The sequence below is a fragment of the Aeromonas sp. QDB68 genome, from assembly GCF_027707405.1.
GTDB lineage: Bacteria > Pseudomonadota > Gammaproteobacteria > Enterobacterales > Aeromonadaceae > Aeromonas > Aeromonas caviae.
In genome coordinates, this window is record NZ_JAPCIQ010000041.1 from 1 (window position 1) to 17,389 (window position 17,389).

Below are 17,389 nucleotides of genomic sequence, written 5' to 3' on the forward strand. Positions count from 1 at the left end.
GCGCGAGCAGCTATCACCCAGTAATGGGGATCCCCCTCCTGTGACGCGAAGCGCTAAGGTGGGGGAGGATGTCAACGAATCGGTCTATTGCCTGGACCCGGATCAGAACCTCATCGAGATCAGCCGCTATTGCTGAGCTCTTGGCACCTTGCGATTTGTGTCATTGCTCCCTGGTGCGCCCCTTGCGCAGCAGAGGGATCACGGTGAGCACCATGCCGGTGAAGAGCAGCAGATAGCCCAGGGGCAGCAGGGCAAAGGGCTCGTGCAGGAAGCCCTGGGCATCGAGGGTGGAGCCCAGCAGGTTGAAGGCCAGGAAGCAGCCGAGCCCGGCCAGGATCAGCAGGGCGCCTATGGTCGTTGTCATCTCGTTCTCCTCGTTCGCGTATGGAAGAGGGGTGAGGGTGTCATGGCTGGGTGAAGCGAGCGTGAAGTGGTATCGGGCATGCAACCTGCGTCGCCCAGGTTAAAGCAACAGCTATGCAGATAACACAACAGGGCAGCCATGGGCTGCCCTGTTGATTTGGGGGATGTCACGGGAAATGGCGTGACTAGCAGACCCCTTGCGCCAGCATGGCGTCAGCCACCTTGACGAAGCCGGCAATATTGGCGCCGCTTTCGTAGTTCACATGACCATCATCCTGACCGTAACGGACACAGGTGGCATGGATACTGGTCATGATCCCCTTGAGGCGGGCGTCCACCTCCTCCCGGGTCCAGGAGAGGCGCTGGGCATTCTGGCTCATCTCGAGGCCCGAGGTGGCAACCCCGCCGGCGTTGGCCGCCTTGCCCGGGGCGAACAGCACCCGGGCGTCGTGGAAGAGGCGGATGGCGGCGGCGCTGGAGGGCATGTTGGCCCCCTCGGCCACCAGCTGCACGCCGTTGGCAATAAGCTGCGCCGCATCTTCGGCATCCAGCTCGTTCTGGGTGGCGCAGGGGAGGGCGACGTCGGTCGCCAGGTGCCAGGGGGTGCGGCCGCTGAAGAACTCGAGCCCGAGCTCATGGGCGTAATCGGCGACCCGCTTGCGTTGCTCGTTTTTAAGCGCCATCAGACGGGCCAGCTTCTCGGGGGTGAAGCCGTCCGGATCATAGACGGTGCCGCCGGAGTCGGAGGCGGTGATGACGCGGGCGCCGAGGGCCATCGCCTTCTCGATGGCGTATTGGGCCACGTTGCCCGAGCCCGACACCGAGACCCGCAGGCCATCGAGGGACTGGCCGCGATGGGCCAGCATGGCGTCGACAAAGTAGAGCAGGCCGTAGCCGGTAGCTTCCGGACGAATGAGGCTGCCGCCAAAGGAGAGTCCCTTGCCGGTGAAGACGCACTCGGCGCTGTTGGTGAGCTTCTTCATCATGCCCGCCATGTAGCTCACCTCGCGCCCGCCCACCCCGATGTCGCCCGCCGGCACGTCGGTGTTGGCCCCCAGGTGGCGATAGAGCTCCAGCATCAGGGCCTGGCAGAAGCGCATCACTTCTCCTTCGCTCTTGCCCTTGGGATCGAAATCGCTGCCCCCCTTGCCGCCGCCCATGGGCAGGGTGGTGAGGGCGTTCTTGAAGGTCTGCTCGAAGGCGAGGAATTTCAGCACCGAGAGATCCACCGAGGGGTGGAAGCGCATGCCGCCCTTGAAGGGGCCGATGGCGGAGCTGTGCTGCACCCGGTAGCCGCGATTCACCTGCACCTGGCCCTGGTCATCCACCCAGCTCACCCGAAACTGCACCAGGCGCTCGGGTTCCACCAGTCGCTCCAGCAGGCCGTGTTGCAGGTAGCGGGGGTGGCGCTCCACATAGGGCCAGATGGAGGCGATCACCTCGCTCACGGCCTGGATAAACTCGGGCTGGTGAGGGTTGCGGCTGGCGACCTGGGCCAGGAAGGCCTCCTGGGAGAGGGAATGACTCATCTTTAACTCCTGTCGTGAATGATGAAAGTGGCGTCCTGCCAGAGAGGGGTTCATGCCCGTCTTCAGGGTTCGCGGGGCTCAAGGGGCCCGTTGTTGCGTCCCGATGGGGGTGTCATTTCCCGTCGTCGGCGGGTCAGAGCAGATAATTCGCGATGACCAAAATCTTTTTATGCATTTTTGCTTGATAAATATCAAGCGTTAGATCATCTGGCTATCTGCCGAAGGCCGCACCCTATCTTCGGCGGTGGGGGCCCGGCCCATGAAGTGAAAGAGGCGGGGAGTGTGCGGTGCAGCCCAATCAGGGCCGCGGCGTCACCGCACGCTGGATAATGGGGGGCCTGCTGCTGCATCAAGGGCAGCACCCCCTGTGAGCCAGCGGCCCAGGGTGCGACGGGGCCGGGCGCGGGCGCGGGCAATGTGCTACTGTAGCGGCGTTTTTTGCCGAACATGCAGGGCGCAGGCCCTTATTTCATGGAGTTGTATGCAGACGAACCCGACCACAGCGCGGCTGATCCAGCCAGCCATTCTCAAGGCCCATCCGACCGGGGAGGTGACCCATGCTGGCCGATGAATCCATGCGCCTGAACAAATACATCAGCGAGAGCGGCATCTGCTCCCGTCGTGAGGCCGATCGTTTCATCGAGCAGGGCAACGTCTTTATCAACGGCAAGCGGGCCGGGGTGGGAGATCAGGTGTTTGCCGGGGATCTGGTCAAGGTCAACGGTCAGGTGATCGAGCCGCGCGAGGCCGACAGCCTGGTCTTCATCGCCCTCAACAAGCCGGTGGGCATCGTCAGCACCACGGAGGCGGGGGAGAAGGACAACATCGTCGACTTCGTCAACCACAGCACCCGCATCTTCCCCATAGGGCGCCTCGACAAGGACTCCCAGGGGCTCATCTTCCTCACCAACCACGGGGATCTGGTGAACAAGATCCTGCGGGCGGGCAACGATCACGAGAAAGAGTACCTGGTGACCGTGGACAAGCCGGTGACCGACGAGTTCGTCCGGGGCATGGCGGCCGGGGTGCCCATCCTCGGCACCGTCACCAAGAAGTGCAAGGTGAAGCGAGAGGCCCCCTTCGTGTTTCGCATCACCCTGGTGCAGGGGCTCAACCGCCAGATCCGCCGCATGTGCGAGCACTTCGGCTTCGAGGTGACCAAGCTCGAGCGCATCCGCATCATGAACGTCAGCCTCAAGGGGCTGCCGGTGGGGGAGTGGCGCGATCTCACCGACGACGAGCTGATCGAGCTGTTCAAGCTGATTGAGGACTCCTCCTCCGAGGTGAAACCGGCCAAGGGGGCTCAGGTTGCCAAGCCCAAGGCGGCAGCGGCCGGCACCCCTGCCCAGGGCAAGAAGCCGCGGCGCAGCGACGATCACGAGATTGGCGGGCGGCCCAATGTGCCGGGTCCCGAGGCGTTCGAGAAGAAGAGCCCCGCAGGCAAGGGCGGGGCGGGCAAAGGGGCTGCCAGCAAAGGGGGGGCAGGTAAAAGCGCGCCCGGCAAGGGGGGCAAACCCGCCCCGGGCAAACCGCGGCCAGGGCAGGGCGGGCGCCAGAAGAAGGGGCGCTGAGCGCCGGGCCTTCCCGCACCCTGATGAACAACACCAGCCAAGGCCGGTGTTGTGCTTTCTGGCCCCCAAGGCCGGTGCTCGCCGGATCAGGCAGGCTTGTGGCCTGCCGTCTGCACAGCCATGGCCTGCTCCGGGGGCAGGCCCATGGCCCTTGGGTAGTGGCGCGGGTTGAGACGCACCACCAGCAGGCTCATCAGGACCAGGGCGCCGAGCTGCCACTGCCAGGCGGCGGCGAAGTCACCGCTTGCATGGTGCAGGCGGGCCGCCACCCAGGGGCCGGTAGCCGCCACCATGAAGCCGACCCCCTGCATCAGGGCGCAGAGGGCGCCCGCCCGGCGTGGGTCGGGCAGGTGATCCAGCGCAATCACCATGATGAGGGAGAAGCTCCCCCCAAGCCCGGCGCCGCACAGCAAACACCAGAGCAGGGGGGCGGTCTGGGGAGCGAGCCAGAGGCCGCCAAAGCCCGCCAGCTGCATGGCGATGGCCAGCGCCATCCAGGGGCGGCGGTCCAGCCGACCGGCTGCCAGCAGGGGCAGGCCAAGGCCGCTCGCGGTCTGGGCCAGGGCGAGCCAGGCCACCAGCTCGCCCCCTTGCTGGGCGCTCCAGCCCGCCGCCATGTAGGCCGGGGCCAGCCAGGCCACGACGATGCCGTAGCCGCTGTTGATGATGCCAAAACAGGCGATGAGCAGCCAGGTGCGGGGCAGGGGGTGCAGCCGCTGCTCCCCGGTGGGGGCGGGCGTGCAGGCCGGGGCGGGCAGGGGCACCCGCCAGGCCAACCAGCCGAGGGCCAGCAGCACCGGCAGGCCCCAGAGCGCCAGCGCCCGAGACCAGTCCAGATACTCGGCAAGGCGCGGGGTGAGCACGGCCCCGAGCGCCCCGCCCCCCATCATGCAGGCGGAGAAGATCCCCATCACCAGGGGCACCTTTTGGGCGAACCCCTCCTTGATGAGGCTGGGCAGCACCCCCTGCACCAGGGCCGAGCCCAGCCCGCACAGGGCGGCGCTGGCGATGAGCAGGGCGCCGCTCGCCAGGTCGACGCGCAGGGCGCTGCCAAGGGCGAGCAGCAGCAGGGCAGCCCCGAGCAGGGGGCGCGGGCCCGTGCGACCCAGGAGCGCCGGGGTGAGCAGCACGCCGACCCCGATAAGCCAGAGGGGCAGCAGGGTGACCCAGGCCAGGGTATCTACCCCGAGGGCCAGCCTCGCGTCGATGCGAGGGGCCAGGGGGCCGATGGCGGTGAGGAAGGGGCGCAGGTTGAGGGCGATGAGGATCACCAGCACCAGCAAGGCGCCGCTGCCCGGGGGGAGGCGGCGCTTATGCATGGGGCAGGGGACCGTAGAGGGTTTCGGCCGCGATGGGGCTTGCCAGCTTGATGAGGGGCAGGGGCGGTGGGCACAGGGGCAGGCGCAGGGCGGCGTAGGCGGCGCGGCTGTCATAGCCGAAGGGGGCGGCATCGTCGTTGTCAAAGGCGTAGTAGACCGCCTGGATACCGTTCATCACCAGGGCCGACAGGCACATGGGGCAGGGGTGCCCGCTGGCATAGACGATGGCCCCGGCCAGCGGCCCCTGGCGACTCCCTTCCCGCAGCGCTTCCAGCTCCGCGTGACGGGTGGGGTCCCCCGCCTCCAGCATGCGGTTGACGGCGCTCGCCACCAGCCGGTTCTCCCTCACCAGCAGGGCGGCGAAGGGGCGCCCCCCTTGCTGGCGATGGGTCAGGGCCAGGTGCAGGGCCTGCTCCAGCCACTCCTGATGGCTGGGGGCCGAGGCGGCGGTGAGGGAGTTGAGGAGGCGGGCACCGGACTGGGAAGGGGGTGGCATGGTCATATCCTGGCAAAAAAGGGGGAGGACAGCAGCCTAGAGGGTCGCCGCATCATTTGGAAATTAAATGATAAAATGACTTCCAGTGGTTTTATAAATGGAGATTGCCCATGGAGCGCCCCCTGCTGGACCCCCAATTGCTGCAGAGCTTCGTCGTCATCGTCGAAACCGGCAGCTTTACCCGCGCCGCCGAGCGTATCCACCTCACCCAGTCCACCCTGAGCCAGCAGATGCGCCGCCTGGAGCAGCAGCTGGGCTGCACCCTGCTCGACCGATCCGGCCGCCAGGTGGTGACCACGGCCCAGGGGGAGACCCTGCTCGGGCTGGCGCGCCGCATCCTGGGGCTGCTGGCCCGGGCGGGGGAGCGGGTGAGCGAGGCGAGCCACCCCCTGCGCCTCGGGGTGCCGGAGGATTTTGCCGCGGGGGCCATGACCCCGGTACTGGCCGCCTTCGCCCGCGCGCACCCGCAGGTGCGGCTGGAGGTGCAAAGCGATCTCAGCCATGCCCTGTGGCAGGCCTTCGAAGGGGGAGAGCTGGATCTGGCCCTCATCAAACAGGGGCGCGGCCAGGGGGAGCCCATCGCCCGCTGGCGCGAGCCCCTGGCCTGGGTTGACAGCCGGGAGTGGCCCGCCGCCGGGCGCGACCCCCTGCCTCTGGTGGTGTTTCCAAGCGAGGGGCTCTACCGGCGCCAGATGACCGACGCCCTGGATGCCGAGGGGATCCCCTGGCGCATCGCCTACGTGAGCGGCAGTCTCGCCAGCCTGCAAGGGGCGGTGAGCGCGGGGATCGGGGTCAGCCTGCTGCCGGCGCGCCTGTTGCAACCGGATCAGGTGGTGCTGGCCCATTGGCCTGCAGTGCGCTCGGTGGAGCTGGCTCTGCACCAGGGGCCGGGCACGAGCGAGCCCCTCGCCCGGCTGGGGGAGGCGCTGATCGCGCTCTGTGACGAGGTGATGGGGCCGAGGTAGCCCGGGCGGCCAGGGGTCAGGCCAGGGCCTGTTTTGGTACCACGGCGAGCCAGATTTCCACTTCGCCGCTGCCGGTGGCGGCGTCAAAGCGGGCGCCGTAGCGCTCGAAATCCGGCTGCTGGGCAGATTGATAGTCCGATTGCGCGAGCCATGCCAGGGCCTGGCGCCAGGTGTGCGGCAGGGTCGTGACATGCCCCTGATGCAAGAAGATGGCGTAGGTCTGGGGGGCGATGCGCATGCGGCCAAGCCCGGGAGGCAGCACCTCCAGGGCGGCGACCTCCACCCCGCAGAGGTATTCGCAGTGGGTGTCGGTGGCGGCGCAGATGGCGCCATAGGCGTGCTCCCCGAGCTGCCCCGGCAGGGGAAGCAGGGCGCTGAGGTCGCGCCACTGGCCGGCGAAGTCCCCCTGCTCGAAGGGGTGGTGACGGCGCAACCCCCCGAGGAGCATGGCGCGGCCTTGTTCGATGCGAATGGGTGCTGACATGGTGCCTCCTGCGGGGGCGCTCAGGCCTCCCGACCTTCCTCGAGCTTGCGCTCATAATCCCGGCGAACGATGGCGAGTGCCGCCAGGGCCAGCGCGGGGGCGATGTGGTTGGTTTCCAGCAGTTCGATCAGATCCACCGCGAGCTGGACCTCGGGGGGGGCATTTTCCAGGGACATCTTGGGTTCTCAAGGGCAAGGGTGGTCGCCATTATAGCGCCCGGCGGCGCGAAGACACGCCCCGGCTGCCCGGGGCGGGACGGGTCACATGTGCTGGCGCATCTCCTTGTCCAGCTCCTCGCGCAGGGCCATCAGCTTTTTGGCGTACTGCTGCAACTGCAGATCGTTCTCGCTCACCGGCTGCCACTGGGGCACCGGGGTGGGTTTGCCCTGCTCGTCCATGGCCACGAAGATGATGATGCAGTGGGTGGTCTTGCGCCGCTCCGGGTCGGTGGGATGGCGGCTGTAGACATCCACCGCCAGGTGCATGCTGGTGGTACCGGTGTGGATCACCTTGGCGTGTACCTCCACCAGTTGGCCTATCTGGATGGGGCGCAAGAAGCGGATGCCCCCCACATAGACGGTGACGGCATAGCCGCCACACCAGCCGGCGGCGCAGGCGTAGCCGGCCTGGTCAATCCACTTCATCACCATGCCGCCATGGACTTTGCCGCCAAAGTTGACGTCGGCGGGTTCGGCGAGAAATTGCAGGGTCAGTTCACGGGCGCTCATGGTACTTCCTTATGTCGAGGCAAGGGGGGACTCCTTGGCTGTCCCCCGGGGACAATAGCAGTGGGCGGGGCTGGCACTGATCCAACCAGCGCCTCTTCTTGTCTGCGCCGTCATTCACCTTGAGTTCAGCGCAGGCGGCCCAGCATGACTCATCACGCGAGGGAGGAGGCCCCATGAAACAGATGCTGGAGCAATTGATGGGAGCTGGCAAGGGCTGGCTCAACGACGGTGGTGACACGCGCAAGGCCCAGATGAAGGGCATGGCGCAGGGGGGATTGGCCGCCGGGGCCATGGCGCTGCTGCTTGGCAACAAGAAGATGCGCAAATATGGCACCAAGGTGGCGGCGGTGGGGGGCGCGGCGGCTCTCGGGGGGCTGGCCTACAAACTCTATCAGGACTGGCAGACCCAGCAGTCCACCCCGGCCCAGCCGACCCAGCCCCTGGACACCCTGGAGGGCAAGGCCCTGGATGCCCGCGCCAACCTGCTGGTGCGCGCCATGGTGGCGGCGGCCCGGGCCGACGGCCACATCGATGCCGCCGAGCGCCAGAAGATCCAGGAGTACCTGACCGAACAGGGGGAACGGGATGCGGCCCGCTGGATTGACGCCGAGCTCTCCCGCCCCCTCGACCCCCATGTCCTGGCGCGAGAAGTGACCGACATGGAGCTGGCGACCGAGGTTTACCTCGCCTCCCTGCTCACCATCGAGGTGGATCACTTCATGGAGCGCGGTTATCTGGACGAGCTGGCGCGCGCCTTGAAGCTGGATGACAACCTCAAGGGGAGCATAGAGCGCCAGGTGGCCCAGCTGGGGGCGCCGGGTTGAGCCCGCATTGCCATCAGGATTGTCCACAAGGCCCCGTCATGGGGCCTTGTCGTTGCCGGGGGCTGTTGATTGCCGTGACGAGCCGATAAGATGCGGGTTCCAAAGGGTGACCGCCGAGCCTCTTTCCTCGCTGGCGACCCTCACTGCAAGGAGCATCAGGTGGACATTCGCAAGGCAACTGAACAGGATATCGACGCCATTCTGGCCCTGAACCGGCAGATAGGTCAGCTCCACTTCGAGCAGGTGCCCGAGGTGTTCTGCCCCCCGTCCCCGGAGGACAGGGCCTTCTTGCTCGGCGCCATTGCCGACGAGGCGCGTCTTTTCTGCGTGGCGGTGGTGGCGGGAGAGGTGGCGGGCTTTCTCACCGCCCGCATCGACCTCAACGAGAGCGTCCCCTTTCTCAGCAAGCTGCCCGTCTGCCGCATCACGACCGTGGTGGTGGATGAGGGGCTCCGCTCCCGGGGCATCGGCCGGGCGCTGATCGCCCACGGGGACCAGTGGGGCAAGGCACGGGGTGCAAGCCAGTTGCGCCTGGAGGTGATGGCTTTCAACGAGCGGGCCAGGGCCCTCTACGAGCGACTGGGTTTCAAGGCCCAGTCACAGACCATGGCCAGATAAGGCGCATTCGCTTGCAAAAGGGCCCGTTACGGGCCCTTGTCGTGTGAGGCGTCAGGGGGGCTCTGCCAGGTTTCCCGTTGCCGGGCGATGAGGTCCGCAAGCCGGTTGAGCGCCGCGTCCAGTTGCGGGCTCCAGGGATGGGAGCTGTTGAGGCGCAGGCAGTGGTTGTGCTGGCCCTGGCTGGAGAAGAGGGCCCCGGGGGCGATGGAGACGCCCTGCGCGATGGCGCTGGCATAGAGCGCCCGGCCATCGAGGCGGGCGTCAAATTCGAGCCAGAGAAAGTAGCCTCCGTCCGGGGAGGAGATGCGCGCCTCGGGGAAGAGGCGCATCAGGGCCGCCCGCATCTGCTGCTGGCGCTGAGCCAGGGTGTGGCGCAGGCGGCGAAAGTGGGCGTCCACCCCGCCCTGGCGCAGCATGTCGGCCAGCGCCAGCTGACTGGGCACATTGGTCGAGAGCGTCGACATCAGTTGCAGCCGCTGGATGCGCTCGGCGTGGCGCTTCGCCACCACCCAGCCGACCCGAAAGCCCGGCGCCAGACACTTGGTCCAGGAGCCGCACAGCAGGCTCTCTCCCCGCGCATCCCAATGGGTGATGGGCCTTGGCCGCTCGCGCCCGACATAGAGCTCCGCATAGACGTCATCCTCCACCAGGGGGACCTGATGGCGGTTGAGCAGCCCCATCAGCGCCTGCTTGTGCTCATCCGGCATGGTGTGGCCGAGGGGGTGCTGGACATTGCCCATCAGCCAGCACGCCTTGACGGGGCGCTGGGCGAGGGCCTCCTCCAGCAGGGCGAGATCGATGCCCACCCCGGGGATCACCGGGATCTCCACCACCTTGAGCTTGAGCCGCTCGATGGCCTGCAGGGCGCCGTAGAAGGTGGGGGACTCCACCACCACCCAGTCGCCGGGCTCGGTCAGCACCTGAAGACTGAGGGAGAGCGCCTCCATGGCCCCCGTGGTGATGATGATCTGCTGGGGATCCACCGCCATCCCCTCGCCGGCGTAGCGCCGGGCGATGGCGCGGCGCAGTGCCTCGTTGCCGGGGGGCAGATCTGCCACCGTGCTGAAGGGATCGAGGCGGCGCATGCAACTGCCGAGGGCCCGACCGAGTTGGGGGTGGGGGAAGAGGGTGGGGTCCGCCACCGCCATGCCAAGGGGCACCAGCTCCCGTGACTTGCTCGCCTGCAGCACCTCGAACACCAGATCGTTGATGTCCACCGAGCCGCTGTAGCGGGCCTGCTGGGGCTGGCTCTCCCGCCGGGCCGTGCTCGCGGCCTTGACGTAGTAGCCGGACTGGGGCCGCGCCAGGATGAGGCCCCGGCTTTCGAGCAACTGATAGGCCTGGAGCACCGTCATGGGGCTGAGGCCGTGGGTCTTGCAGCTCTGACGGATGGAGGGGATGCGCTCCCCCGGCTGCCAGAGGCCGCTCGTGATCTGCTGTTGCAGCTGGTCTGCCAACTGGCCGTAGCGGGACATGGTGGGCCCAAACTGTTATAGGTGTTTTTCACTATAACTGCATCTGTTATAGGTGTCATGGACCATGGTGTACTTGGCGGGCGAAAACCTGTCCGTTAAATGCAACATAGAGAGTCATGCATGATAAGCCTGGATGATGTGGTCAGCCTCTCCCGAATACAGTTCGGGGCGACGGCGATGTTCCACTTTCTGTTTGTGCCCCTCACCCTGGGGCTGTCCTGGATCCTGGTGATCGCCGAGTCGGCCTACGTGATGACCGGCAAGGTGATCTACAAGGACATCACCCGCTTCTGGGGCAAGCTGTTTGGCATCAACTTCGTGATGGGGGTGACCACCGGGATCACCCTGGAGTTCCAGTTCGGGACCAACTGGGCCTATTACTCCCACTATGTCGGCGATATCTTCGGCACGCCGCTGGCGGTGGAGGGGCTGATGGCCTTCTTCCTCGAGTCCACATTGGTGGGCCTTTTCTTCTTCGGCTGGGACAAGCTCTCCCGCAGTCAGCACCTGCTGGTGACCATGCTGGTGGCGCTCGGTTCCAACCTCTCCGCCCTCTGGATCCTCATCGCCAACGGCTGGATGCAAAACCCGGTCGGCGCCGAGTTCAACCCCATGACCATGCGCATGGAGCTGGTGGATGTGGCCGCGGTCATCTTCAACCCGGTGGCCCAGGTCAAGTTCGTCCACACGGTGGCGGCAGGCTATGTGGCGGCCTCCCTGTTCGTGATGGGGGTGAGCAGCTGGTATCTGCTGCGCGGCATGGAGGTGCGCTTCGCCCTGCGATCCTTTGCCATCGCCTCGGGCTTTGGGCTGGCGGCCATCCTCTCTGTCATCGTGCTCGGGGACGAGTCGGGTTATCGCTCGGGGGAGGTGCAGAAGGTCAAGCTCGCCGCCATCGAGGCGGAGTGGGAGACGGAGCCCGCCCCGGCTTCTTTCACCCTGTTCGGCCTGCCGGATCAGCGTGCCGAGACCACCCACGCGGCCATCAAGATACCCTATCTGATGGGCATCATCGCCACCCGCTCCCTGGATGAGCAGGTGACGGGCCTCAAAGATCTGAAAGCGCAGCACGAGGCGCGCATTCGCAGCGGCATGCTGGCCCACGAGGCGCTCGAAGCGATGCGGGCAGATGGCAGCAACCAGGCGGCCCGCGCCACCTTCGAGCGCCACCGCGGCGATCTGGGCTACGGCCTCTTGCTCACCCCCTATGCCAAGGAGATTGGCAAGGCGGACGAGGGGGCCATCGCCAAGGCGGTGGAGGACTCCATCCCCCAGGTGGCGCCGCTGTTCTGGAGCTTTCGCCTGATGGTGGGCATCGGCGTGGCGCTGCTGGCGCTCTTTGCCGCCGCCTTCCTGCAGCTGTGCCGGGGCAGGCTGGTGCAATCCCCGCGGCTGCTCAGGGCCCTGCTCTGGTCTATTCCGCTGCCCTGGATTGCCATCGAGGCGGGCTGGTTCGTGGCGGAGTTCGGTCGCCAGCCCTGGACCATCAGCGACGTGCTGCCGGTGTCGGCCTCCGTCTCCCTGCTGCAACCGGGGCAGCTCTGGTTCAGCCTCATCGCCATCTTCCTCATCTACAGCAGCCTGCTGGTGGTGGAGTTGTTCTTGTTGCGTCATGTGATCCGCAAAGGGCCTGCCAGCCTGCAGACGGGTCGTTATCAAGGTGAAGTGTTGCAAAACGGGAGTCCTGCCTGATGGATTACGAAACCCTGAAAGTGATCTGGTGGGGGCTGGTGCTCTTCCTGCTGGTCGGCTTCGTGGTGATGGATGGCTTCGATCTCGGGGTCGGCATGCTGCTGCCCGTGGTCGGCAAGACGGATGACGAGCGGCGGGTGCTGCTCAACAGCGTGGGGCCGGTGTGGGAGGGCAACCAGGTGTGGCTCATCGCCGGTGCCGGCACCCTGTTTGCCGCCTGGCCCCTGGTCTATGCCGCCGCCTTCTCGGCGCTTTACGTGCCCTTCATGTTCCTGCTGTTCGGTCTCTTTTTGCGACCGGTGGGCTTTGACTATCGCAGCAAGCTGCCGGACCCGGTCTGGCGCCGCTGGTGGGACCGCGCCCTGGTGGTGGGCGGTCTGCTGCCGACCCTGGTGTTTGGTGCCACCCTTGGCCTGGTGCTGCAAGGGCTGCCGTTTCGCTTCGATGCGGCCCTTCGCATCCACTATGGCGCCTTTGCGTTCCACTGGCCGCTGCTGTTGACCGCCATGGGGACGGCGCTGGCGCTGCTCTTGCTGCACGGTGCCAGCTTCCTGCAGTGCAAAACCCAGGGGGCCATAGCAGCGCGCAGCGCCCGCCTCGCCCTCTGGCTCGGCCCTCTGGCTCGGCCCCCTGGCGAGCGCCCTCTTTGCCCTTGGCGGCGTCTGGCTTGGGGAGATGGCGGGGTATCGCATCACGGCCATCGGCGATCTCAACGGCGCCCTCACTCCGCTGATGAAAGAGGTGGTGGCGGTGCCGGCGGGCTGGCTTGGCAACTTTGTCGCCCATCCGGTGCTCTGGGCCGTGCCTGTGCTCGGGCTCCTGCTGCCCCTGGTGTGCGCGCTGGCAAGCCGCTTCGGCAAGTCCGGGCTGGCGCTCGTGGCCAGCGGCGGTGCCTGCGCCGCCATGATGCTGACCGTGGCCATCGCGCTCTTCCCCTTCGTGCTGCCCTCGTCCCTGGATCCGGCCAGCAGCCTGACCCTGTGGGACAGCACCTCCAGCGAGCGCACCCTGCTTATCATGCTGGGGATCGTCGGGGTACTGATGCCGGTCAACATCGGCTACACCCTCTGGGTCTACCGGGTGGTGCGCGGCAGGGTCAGCGCCGAGCAGGTGCGCCAGCACGGCCACAGCCTCTACTAATCCGCTTCAACACAAGGATCAATGCGATATGTGGTATTTCACCTGGTTGCTGGGGCTGGGGTTCGCCCTGCTCTGCGGGCTGGTCAACCTGCTCTGGCTGGAGGCGCGCTGGGCCGCCGATGAGGATCTCAAGGAGCCCTGAGCCTCGCATCTTGCCCATGAAAAAAGGCCGACACAGGGTGTCGGCCTTTTGCTTGCCCGGGGGTCAGGCAAGGGCGGCGCGGCGCTCGCCCGCTTCGCTGACATGGGTGAGGCCGTAGGCCAGCAGCACGATGAGGGCACCAATCCAGGGGGTGTGCATCAGGCCGAGGTGCTCCACCACGAAACCGCCGACCACGGAGCCCAGCGCAATGCCGACGTTGAAGGCGGCGATGTTGAGGCCGGAGGCCACATCCACGGCATTGGGGGTGTGGCGCTCGGCCTGTTTCACCACCAGTACCTGAAGACCCGGCACGTTGCCAAAGGCGAAGGCGCCCCACACCAGCACGGTCAGTACCGCCAGCACCGGGTGCGGTGCGGTGAAGGTGAGCACCAGCAGCACCACGGCGAGCCCGGCAAACAGCAGCTTGAGGGCAGGCAGCGGGCCCATCCGGTCGGCGAGCTTGCCGCCCCAGATATTGCCGACGGCGACCGATACCCCGTACACCAGCAGAATGAGGCTGACCGCGCCGGCGCTAAAGCCGCTCACCTGTTGCAGGATGGGGGCGAGGAAGGTAAACGCCGTGAAGGCACCGCCGTAACCGAGCGCCGTCTTGGCGTAGACCAGCAGCAGCGGTTTCTTGGTGAGCACCGAGAGCTGCTCGCGAACGCTGGAGGCGGCCCCCTTCGGCAGGTTCCCCGGTACCAGCAGCAGGCTGCCCACCATGGCGACGAGGCCGAGCAGGCTCACCACCAGGAAGGTCTCGCGCCAGCCAAAGACCTGACCAATCCAGGTGCCAAGCGGGACGCCGGTCACCAGGGCGACCGTGAGGCCGCTGAACATGATGGCGATGGCGCTGGCCGCCTTCTCTTTGGCCACGAGACCCGTGGCGATGGTGCTGCCTACCGAGAAGAAGACCCCGTGGGCCAGCCCGGTGAGGATGCGGGCCACAATCAGGCTCTCGTACCCGGGGGCCTGCCAGGCCAGCAGGTTGCCGACGGTGAAGAGGGCCATCAGCCCCACCAGCAGCCACTTGCGCGGCAGCTTGCCGGTGAGCGCCGTGAGCACGGGGGCGCCGATGGCCACCCCAAGGGCATAGAGGCTGACCAGCAGGCCCGCCGAGGGGAGCGAGACATTGAGCTGCTCGGCGATGGTGGGGATGAGCCCCACGATCACGAATTCGGTGGTGCCTATGGCAAAGGCACTTAAGGTGAGGGCAAATAACGCCAGTGGCATAACAACTCCTTGGATTGGGACTCCCGACGGGAGAATGGCGCCAGTATGCCGAGGGTGTTTGTTGGTAAAAATGACGGCAACGTCAAATTACTTTTGCCAAATCAGCAGCAATGGGGCCGTGAAATGGGGTATTGGGAGTGGGCGAGGCCGCGAGACACACACGGCCATGCAGCACAAGTGAATGCAGAGGCAAAGCCTGTAGAGGCAAGGCGTATAGAGGCAAGGCGTATAGAGGAAGCTGGGGACAAAAAGGCAGGGGCACAAAGAGGAAAGGGCAAGGGAAGGTGGCAGTCGCGCCCGGTATTGAGACAAAAAACGGGAGGCACAGTGCCTCCCGCTCAGGTTCTCGTCGATGGTGTCGGGTTTTCTTTGCTCCCTTCTCCCCTTGCGGGAGAAGGGCTGGGGATGAGGGGGCTATCTGGTTGAAGGCCTGATGACCTGAATAGAAGAGCCTGCCCTCACCCTCTCCCATAGGGAGAGGGGATAGCCCGTGGTTGCAGTCTGTTCGTGAGGGTCGCCGCTATCCACCGCCGAATCGAGAGGCCATGGTTTAATCCCAATTCGGCGCAAAGTCCGGGTTGGCGCAGCGCTCACCCCGATCCAGGGTGGCGATGGCGGCCATCTCATCGCGACTGAGTTGCACCTTCAGCGCAGCCAGGTTGGCGGCCAGATTCTCCCGTTTGGTAGAGCTCGGGATCACCGTCATGCCCTGGGCCAGCAGCCAGGCCAGGGACACCTGGGCTGCCGAGACGCCGTGGCGCTTGCCGATCTCCATCAGCAGCGGCTCGGTGAGCACCTTGCCATAGGCGAGTGGCATATAGGCGGTGATGGCGATGCCGTGGGCCTGGCAGAACTCCACCACCTTGCGGTTTTGCAGCAGGGGGTGGATCTCCACCTGCTGGTGGGCGATGGCGCCCGGCCCCAAAATTTCGACCGCCTGTTTAAGCTGGGCCACGGTGAAGTTGGAGACCCCGATCTCCCGGGTCAGGCCCCGGGCTTTGGCCTCGGCGAGCTGCTCCAGATAGACCGCCATCGGCACCTCATCCTGGGGGGAGGGCCAGTGAATGAGCGCCAGATCCAGATAGTTGGTGCCGAGTTTTTCCAGGCTCACTTCCAGGCTCGGGATCACCTTGCCCGGACCGAACTCGCTGGTCCACACCTTGGTGGTCAGGTAAATATCCTGGCGGGGCACGCCACTCTCGCTCATCAACTGGCCGACTTCGGCCTCGTTGTCATAGATCTGGGCGGTATCGATATGGCGGTAGCCAAGTTCCAGCCCCTGCAGCAGGGAGTCGCGAAGGGGCTGATCTTTCAGGCGGAAGGTTCCAAGACCCAGGTTGGGCATCTTCATCATCAAATTCCTCAGGTTAGTGTTTCTACGCTCAATGCTTTGTCTGTTTGCCGGGCCTGCGGTGCAGATCCGGCGGGGAGGGCGCCGGCAGCCTCAGACCCTGTGATAGCGGCGCACCAGGCTGCTGGCAAACCACTCCTGGGTGTCGGCCACGAAGGCGAGAAAATGGGGCTGCTGCTGGTGGGCGCTGAGGGCTGCTTCACTCTCCCACTCCTCGTACAGCATCCAGCTGTGGGGGCTCTCCAGGCTCTGGTGCAACTGGTAGCGAAGGCACCCCGGCTCTTGCAGGGTAGCGGCGATCAGCAGCTCGAGGGCGGTGCGAAACTGGGCGGCGAATTCGGGTTTGGCGTTAAGCTGGGCAATCACGATCAGGGGGGATGGCATCTGAACCTCCTCGTTAAGACGGGAGTCAGTATGCCCGCCCCAGACTGGGGGATACAGGGCAGCAGTCGCAAAACACTATTGAGGTGAGTGCAGCAATGTGGCCTCCCCATGGCTGGTCGTGGTGCAGGTGGGCCAGGGGAGGGCGGAGTATTATCAGGCGCTGGCCGGTTCGGACCAGACCGCAAATTCATTGCCGCTGGGCTCGACAAAGTGAAAGCGGCGGCCACCGGGAAAATCGAACAGGGGGCGCACTATGGTGCCCCCTGCGCCGGCTACCTTGCTCTGGGTCGCCTCGATATCGGCGCTGTAGAACACCAGGAGCGCCCCGCCCTGAGCACTCTGGCTGCACAGTTCGGTGCGGTAGAAGCCGCCATCCAGCCCTTCCCCTTCGAAGGCGCAATAATCGGGGCCGTAGTCGGCAAACTGCCAGCCAAAGGCGGCGGTGAAGAAGGCTTTGGTGGCGGCAAGATCCCTGGCCGCAAATTCCACATAGTTCAGTTTTTCATGGGCCCTGGTCATAAGGGTTTCCTTGTCGATATCGGTGGTTATTTCGGTTGCCAGCGCTTTTGCGTGGGGCTTGTGGAGTGGGGCAAGGCGTCCCAGGGGGTCAGCTTGAGCTGCTTGCGCCTAAACCAAAACCAGGTCCCCATCAGCAGACCGAGCCCGATGCCAAACAGCAGGCTCTGGCGCAGGGCAAACCCCGGGCTCACCTCATCCTGCCAGCCGAGGCACCACATCAACACCCCCCAGATAGCGCCGATGGGGAATCCCAGGGCAAGAACGTTGATCAGAAAGCGTTCGTAGTGGGGCGGCCTGATGGTGAACCCCGCCTTTCGCAGCAGCCAGATGATCGGCGGGTTGTAGTTGAGCGTTTGCACGCCCTTCTCGGCCAACTCCCGATGGGCGGCGGCCAGCCTGTTGTCGAATGTCATGGATCGTCCCTGTCATAGTGTGGCGCCATACGGTGCCGGTTGGCGGCATTGTACTGGCAAGGGCGCAGATAAAACAGGTGGTGCGTCACGATACGAAGCGACGCCTGTCTTGCCAACTCCCGGCCATTGCACCTATAAAGACC

20 protein-coding genes and 1 pseudogene are annotated in these 17,389 nt (G+C 65.8%); 8 read left to right on the forward strand and 13 right to left on the reverse strand.

Translation table 11 applies throughout. The annotated features are described in order from the left end of the window. Positions 1–160: 160 nt before the first annotated feature. Together PG892_RS12970 and gdhA are read right to left on the reverse strand one after the other, a co-directional pair. Positions 161–364 carry a DUF3955 domain-containing protein gene (locus tag PG892_RS12970; RefSeq protein ID WP_104455676.1) on the reverse strand — a complete coding sequence of 68 codons (204 nt, stop codon included), beginning with the start codon at positions 362–364 and terminating at the stop codon, positions 161–163. Between the two features lie 184 nt (positions 365–548). Next, positions 549–1,892, reverse strand: coding sequence for an NADP-specific glutamate dehydrogenase (gene gdhA, locus PG892_RS12975; protein ID WP_113978739.1), 1,344 nt, complete (start codon positions 1,890–1,892; stop codon positions 549–551). Between the two features lie 557 nt (positions 1,893–2,449). Here gdhA and rluF point away from each other — a divergent pair. After that, positions 2,450–3,463, forward strand: coding sequence for a 23S rRNA pseudouridine(2604) synthase RluF (rluF, locus tag PG892_RS12980; protein ID WP_257712231.1), 1,014 nt, complete (start codon positions 2,450–2,452; stop codon positions 3,461–3,463). Between the two features lie 86 nt (positions 3,464–3,549). Here the strand turns inward: rluF and PG892_RS12985 are convergent, their stop codons facing one another. Further along, positions 3,550–4,782, reverse strand: a complete 1,233-nt coding sequence (locus PG892_RS12985; RefSeq protein WP_113978735.1) for an MFS transporter — start codon at positions 4,780–4,782, stop codon at positions 3,550–3,552. Continuing rightward, complete coding sequence (locus PG892_RS12990) at positions 4,775–5,284, reverse strand: nucleoside deaminase (protein WP_041212766.1); 510 nt, start codon at positions 5,282–5,284, stop codon at positions 4,775–4,777. Before PG892_RS12990 ends, PG892_RS12985 begins: the two co-directional genes overlap by 8 nt. Before the next feature lie 116 nt (positions 5,285–5,400). Here PG892_RS12990 and PG892_RS12995 point away from each other — a divergent pair, with 116 nt between their 5' ends. After that, entirely contained in the window at positions 5,401–6,243 is an 843-nt protein-coding gene (locus PG892_RS12995; protein WP_270825480.1) for a LysR family transcriptional regulator, read from the forward strand. Between the two features lie 16 nt (positions 6,244–6,259). On the opposite strand, the gene PG892_RS13000 is transcribed toward PG892_RS12995, so the two are convergent. The 3 genes from PG892_RS13000 to PG892_RS13010 form a co-directional block, all read right to left on the reverse strand. Beyond that, the gene (locus PG892_RS13000) at positions 6,260–6,727 is read right to left on the reverse strand and encodes a GyrI-like domain-containing protein (protein WP_049636793.1); all 468 of its coding nucleotides are present in this window, start codon (positions 6,725–6,727) and stop codon (positions 6,260–6,262) included. Between the two features lie 20 nt (positions 6,728–6,747). Further along, the gene (rsmS, locus tag PG892_RS13005) at positions 6,748–6,903 is read right to left on the reverse strand and encodes a pleiotropic regulatory protein RsmS (protein ID WP_010674200.1); all 156 of its coding nucleotides are present in this window, start codon (positions 6,901–6,903) and stop codon (positions 6,748–6,750) included. An 84-nt stretch (positions 6,904–6,987) separates the two neighbouring features. Further along, on the reverse strand, positions 6,988–7,455 hold the full coding sequence (locus tag PG892_RS13010; protein WP_049636794.1) for an acyl-CoA thioesterase: 468 nt from the start codon (positions 7,453–7,455) through the stop codon (positions 6,988–6,990). A 173-nt stretch (positions 7,456–7,628) separates the two neighbouring features. On the opposite strand from PG892_RS13010, the gene PG892_RS13015 reads away from it, so the two are divergent. Together PG892_RS13015 and PG892_RS13020 are read left to right on the forward strand one after the other, a co-directional pair. Then, positions 7,629–8,279: a tellurite resistance TerB family protein gene (locus PG892_RS13015; protein ID WP_042015902.1), complete on the forward strand. Its 651-nt coding sequence runs from the start codon at positions 7,629–7,631 to the stop codon at positions 8,277–8,279. A gap of 159 nt (positions 8,280–8,438) precedes the next feature. Further along, on the forward strand, positions 8,439–8,897 hold the full coding sequence (locus tag PG892_RS13020; protein ID WP_010674203.1) for a GNAT family N-acetyltransferase: 459 nt from the start codon (positions 8,439–8,441) through the stop codon (positions 8,895–8,897). Between the two features lie 26 nt (positions 8,898–8,923). On the opposite strand, the gene PG892_RS13025 is transcribed toward PG892_RS13020, so the two are convergent. Next, complete coding sequence (locus PG892_RS13025) at positions 8,924–10,372, reverse strand: aminotransferase-like domain-containing protein (RefSeq protein ID WP_103859097.1); 1,449 nt, start codon at positions 10,370–10,372, stop codon at positions 8,924–8,926. A 120-nt stretch (positions 10,373–10,492) separates the two neighbouring features. On the opposite strand from PG892_RS13025, the gene PG892_RS13030 reads away from it, so the two are divergent. The 4 genes and pseudogenes from PG892_RS13030 (at position 10,493) to PG892_RS13045 (ending at position 13,346) form a co-directional block, all read left to right on the forward strand. Continuing rightward, a complete protein-coding gene (locus PG892_RS13030) occupies positions 10,493–12,064 on the forward strand; it encodes a cytochrome ubiquinol oxidase subunit I (RefSeq protein WP_270825478.1) in 1,572 nt (523 codons plus the stop codon). Next, a pseudogene (gene cydB / locus PG892_RS22645) lies at positions 12,064–12,609 on the forward strand (cytochrome d ubiquinol oxidase subunit II); the annotation flags it as partial. The gene PG892_RS13030 and the pseudogene cydB (PG892_RS22645), both read left to right, overlap by 1 nt. 130 nt (positions 12,610–12,739) lie before the next feature. Further along, a complete protein-coding gene (gene cydB, locus PG892_RS22650; RefSeq protein ID WP_257712230.1) occupies positions 12,740–13,204 on the forward strand; it encodes a cytochrome d ubiquinol oxidase subunit II in 465 nt (154 codons plus the stop codon). Between the two features lie 28 nt (positions 13,205–13,232). Then, the gene (locus tag PG892_RS13045; protein ID WP_010674207.1) at positions 13,233–13,346 is read left to right on the forward strand and encodes a CydX/CbdX family cytochrome bd oxidase small subunit; all 114 of its coding nucleotides are present in this window, start codon (positions 13,233–13,235) and stop codon (positions 13,344–13,346) included. 63 nt (positions 13,347–13,409) lie between these two features. Here PG892_RS13045 and PG892_RS13050 read toward each other — a convergent pair whose 3' ends face one another. From PG892_RS13050 to PG892_RS13070, 5 genes are all read right to left on the reverse strand, one after another. Beyond that, positions 13,410–14,579: an MFS transporter gene (locus PG892_RS13050; protein WP_052815812.1), complete on the reverse strand. Its 1,170-nt coding sequence runs from the start codon at positions 14,577–14,579 to the stop codon at positions 13,410–13,412. A gap of 550 nt (positions 14,580–15,129) precedes the next feature. Then, entirely contained in the window at positions 15,130–15,933 is an 804-nt protein-coding gene (gene dkgB, locus PG892_RS13055) for a 2,5-didehydrogluconate reductase DkgB (protein WP_270825479.1), read from the reverse strand. A 90-nt stretch (positions 15,934–16,023) separates the two neighbouring features. Further along, positions 16,024–16,314: a putative quinol monooxygenase gene (locus PG892_RS13060; RefSeq protein WP_257712301.1), complete on the reverse strand. Its 291-nt coding sequence runs from the start codon at positions 16,312–16,314 to the stop codon at positions 16,024–16,026. 153 nt (positions 16,315–16,467) lie between these two features. Beyond that, positions 16,468–16,833, reverse strand: a complete 366-nt coding sequence (locus PG892_RS13065; RefSeq protein WP_042880989.1) for a VOC family protein — start codon at positions 16,831–16,833, stop codon at positions 16,468–16,470. A 26-nt stretch (positions 16,834–16,859) separates the two neighbouring features. Further along, complete coding sequence (locus PG892_RS13070; RefSeq protein ID WP_257712302.1) at positions 16,860–17,246, reverse strand: DUF6404 family protein; 387 nt, start codon at positions 17,244–17,246, stop codon at positions 16,860–16,862. Between the last annotated feature and the right edge of the window lie 143 nt (positions 17,247–17,389).

Excerpts from the sequence above, each read along its gene's own strand:
- PG892_RS13000 (WP_049636793.1), bottom strand. The coding sequence starts at position 6,727 with ATGTCAGCACCCATTCGCATCGAACAAGGCCGCGCCATGCTCCTCGGG.
- PG892_RS13025 (WP_103859097.1), bottom strand. The coding sequence starts at position 10,372 with ATGTCCCGCTACGGCCAGTTGGCAGACCAGCTGCAACAGCAGATCACG.
- PG892_RS13030 (WP_270825478.1), top strand. The coding sequence starts at position 10,493 with ATGATAAGCCTGGATGATGTGGTCAGCCTCTCCCGAATACAGTTCGGG.
- PG892_RS13045 (WP_010674207.1), top strand. The coding sequence starts at position 13,233 with ATGTGGTATTTCACCTGGTTGCTGGGGCTGGGGTTCGCCCTGCTCTGC.
- PG892_RS13065 (WP_042880989.1), bottom strand. The coding sequence starts at position 16,833 with ATGACCAGGGCCCATGAAAAACTGAACTATGTGGAATTTGCGGCCAGG.
- PG892_RS13015 (WP_042015902.1), top strand. The coding sequence starts at position 7,629 with ATGAAACAGATGCTGGAGCAATTGATGGGAGCTGGCAAGGGCTGGCTC.
- PG892_RS13050 (WP_052815812.1), bottom strand. The coding sequence starts at position 14,579 with ATGCCACTGGCGTTATTTGCCCTCACCTTAAGTGCCTTTGCCATAGGC.
- PG892_RS13060 (WP_257712301.1), bottom strand. The coding sequence starts at position 16,314 with ATGCCATCCCCCCTGATCGTGATTGCCCAGCTTAACGCCAAACCCGAA.
- dkgB (WP_270825479.1), bottom strand. The coding sequence starts at position 15,933 with ATGATGAAGATGCCCAACCTGGGTCTTGGAACCTTCCGCCTGAAAGAT.
- rluF (WP_257712231.1), top strand. The coding sequence starts at position 2,450 with ATGCTGGCCGATGAATCCATGCGCCTGAACAAATACATCAGCGAGAGC.
- PG892_RS12990 (WP_041212766.1), bottom strand. The coding sequence starts at position 5,284 with ATGACCATGCCACCCCCTTCCCAGTCCGGTGCCCGCCTCCTCAACTCC.
- PG892_RS12985 (WP_113978735.1), bottom strand. The coding sequence starts at position 4,782 with ATGCATAAGCGCCGCCTCCCCCCGGGCAGCGGCGCCTTGCTGGTGCTG.
- PG892_RS13010 (WP_049636794.1), bottom strand. The coding sequence starts at position 7,455 with ATGAGCGCCCGTGAACTGACCCTGCAATTTCTCGCCGAACCCGCCGAC.
- rsmS (WP_010674200.1), bottom strand. The coding sequence starts at position 6,903 with ATGTCCCTGGAAAATGCCCCCCCCGAGGTCCAGCTCGCGGTGGATCTG.
- gdhA (WP_113978739.1), bottom strand. The coding sequence starts at position 1,892 with ATGAGTCATTCCCTCTCCCAGGAGGCCTTCCTGGCCCAGGTCGCCAGC.
- PG892_RS13070 (WP_257712302.1), bottom strand. The coding sequence starts at position 17,246 with ATGACATTCGACAACAGGCTGGCCGCCGCCCATCGGGAGTTGGCCGAG.
- PG892_RS12970 (WP_104455676.1), bottom strand. The coding sequence starts at position 364 with ATGACAACGACCATAGGCGCCCTGCTGATCCTGGCCGGGCTCGGCTGC.
- cydB (WP_257712230.1), top strand. The coding sequence starts at position 12,740 with ATGGCGGGGTATCGCATCACGGCCATCGGCGATCTCAACGGCGCCCTC.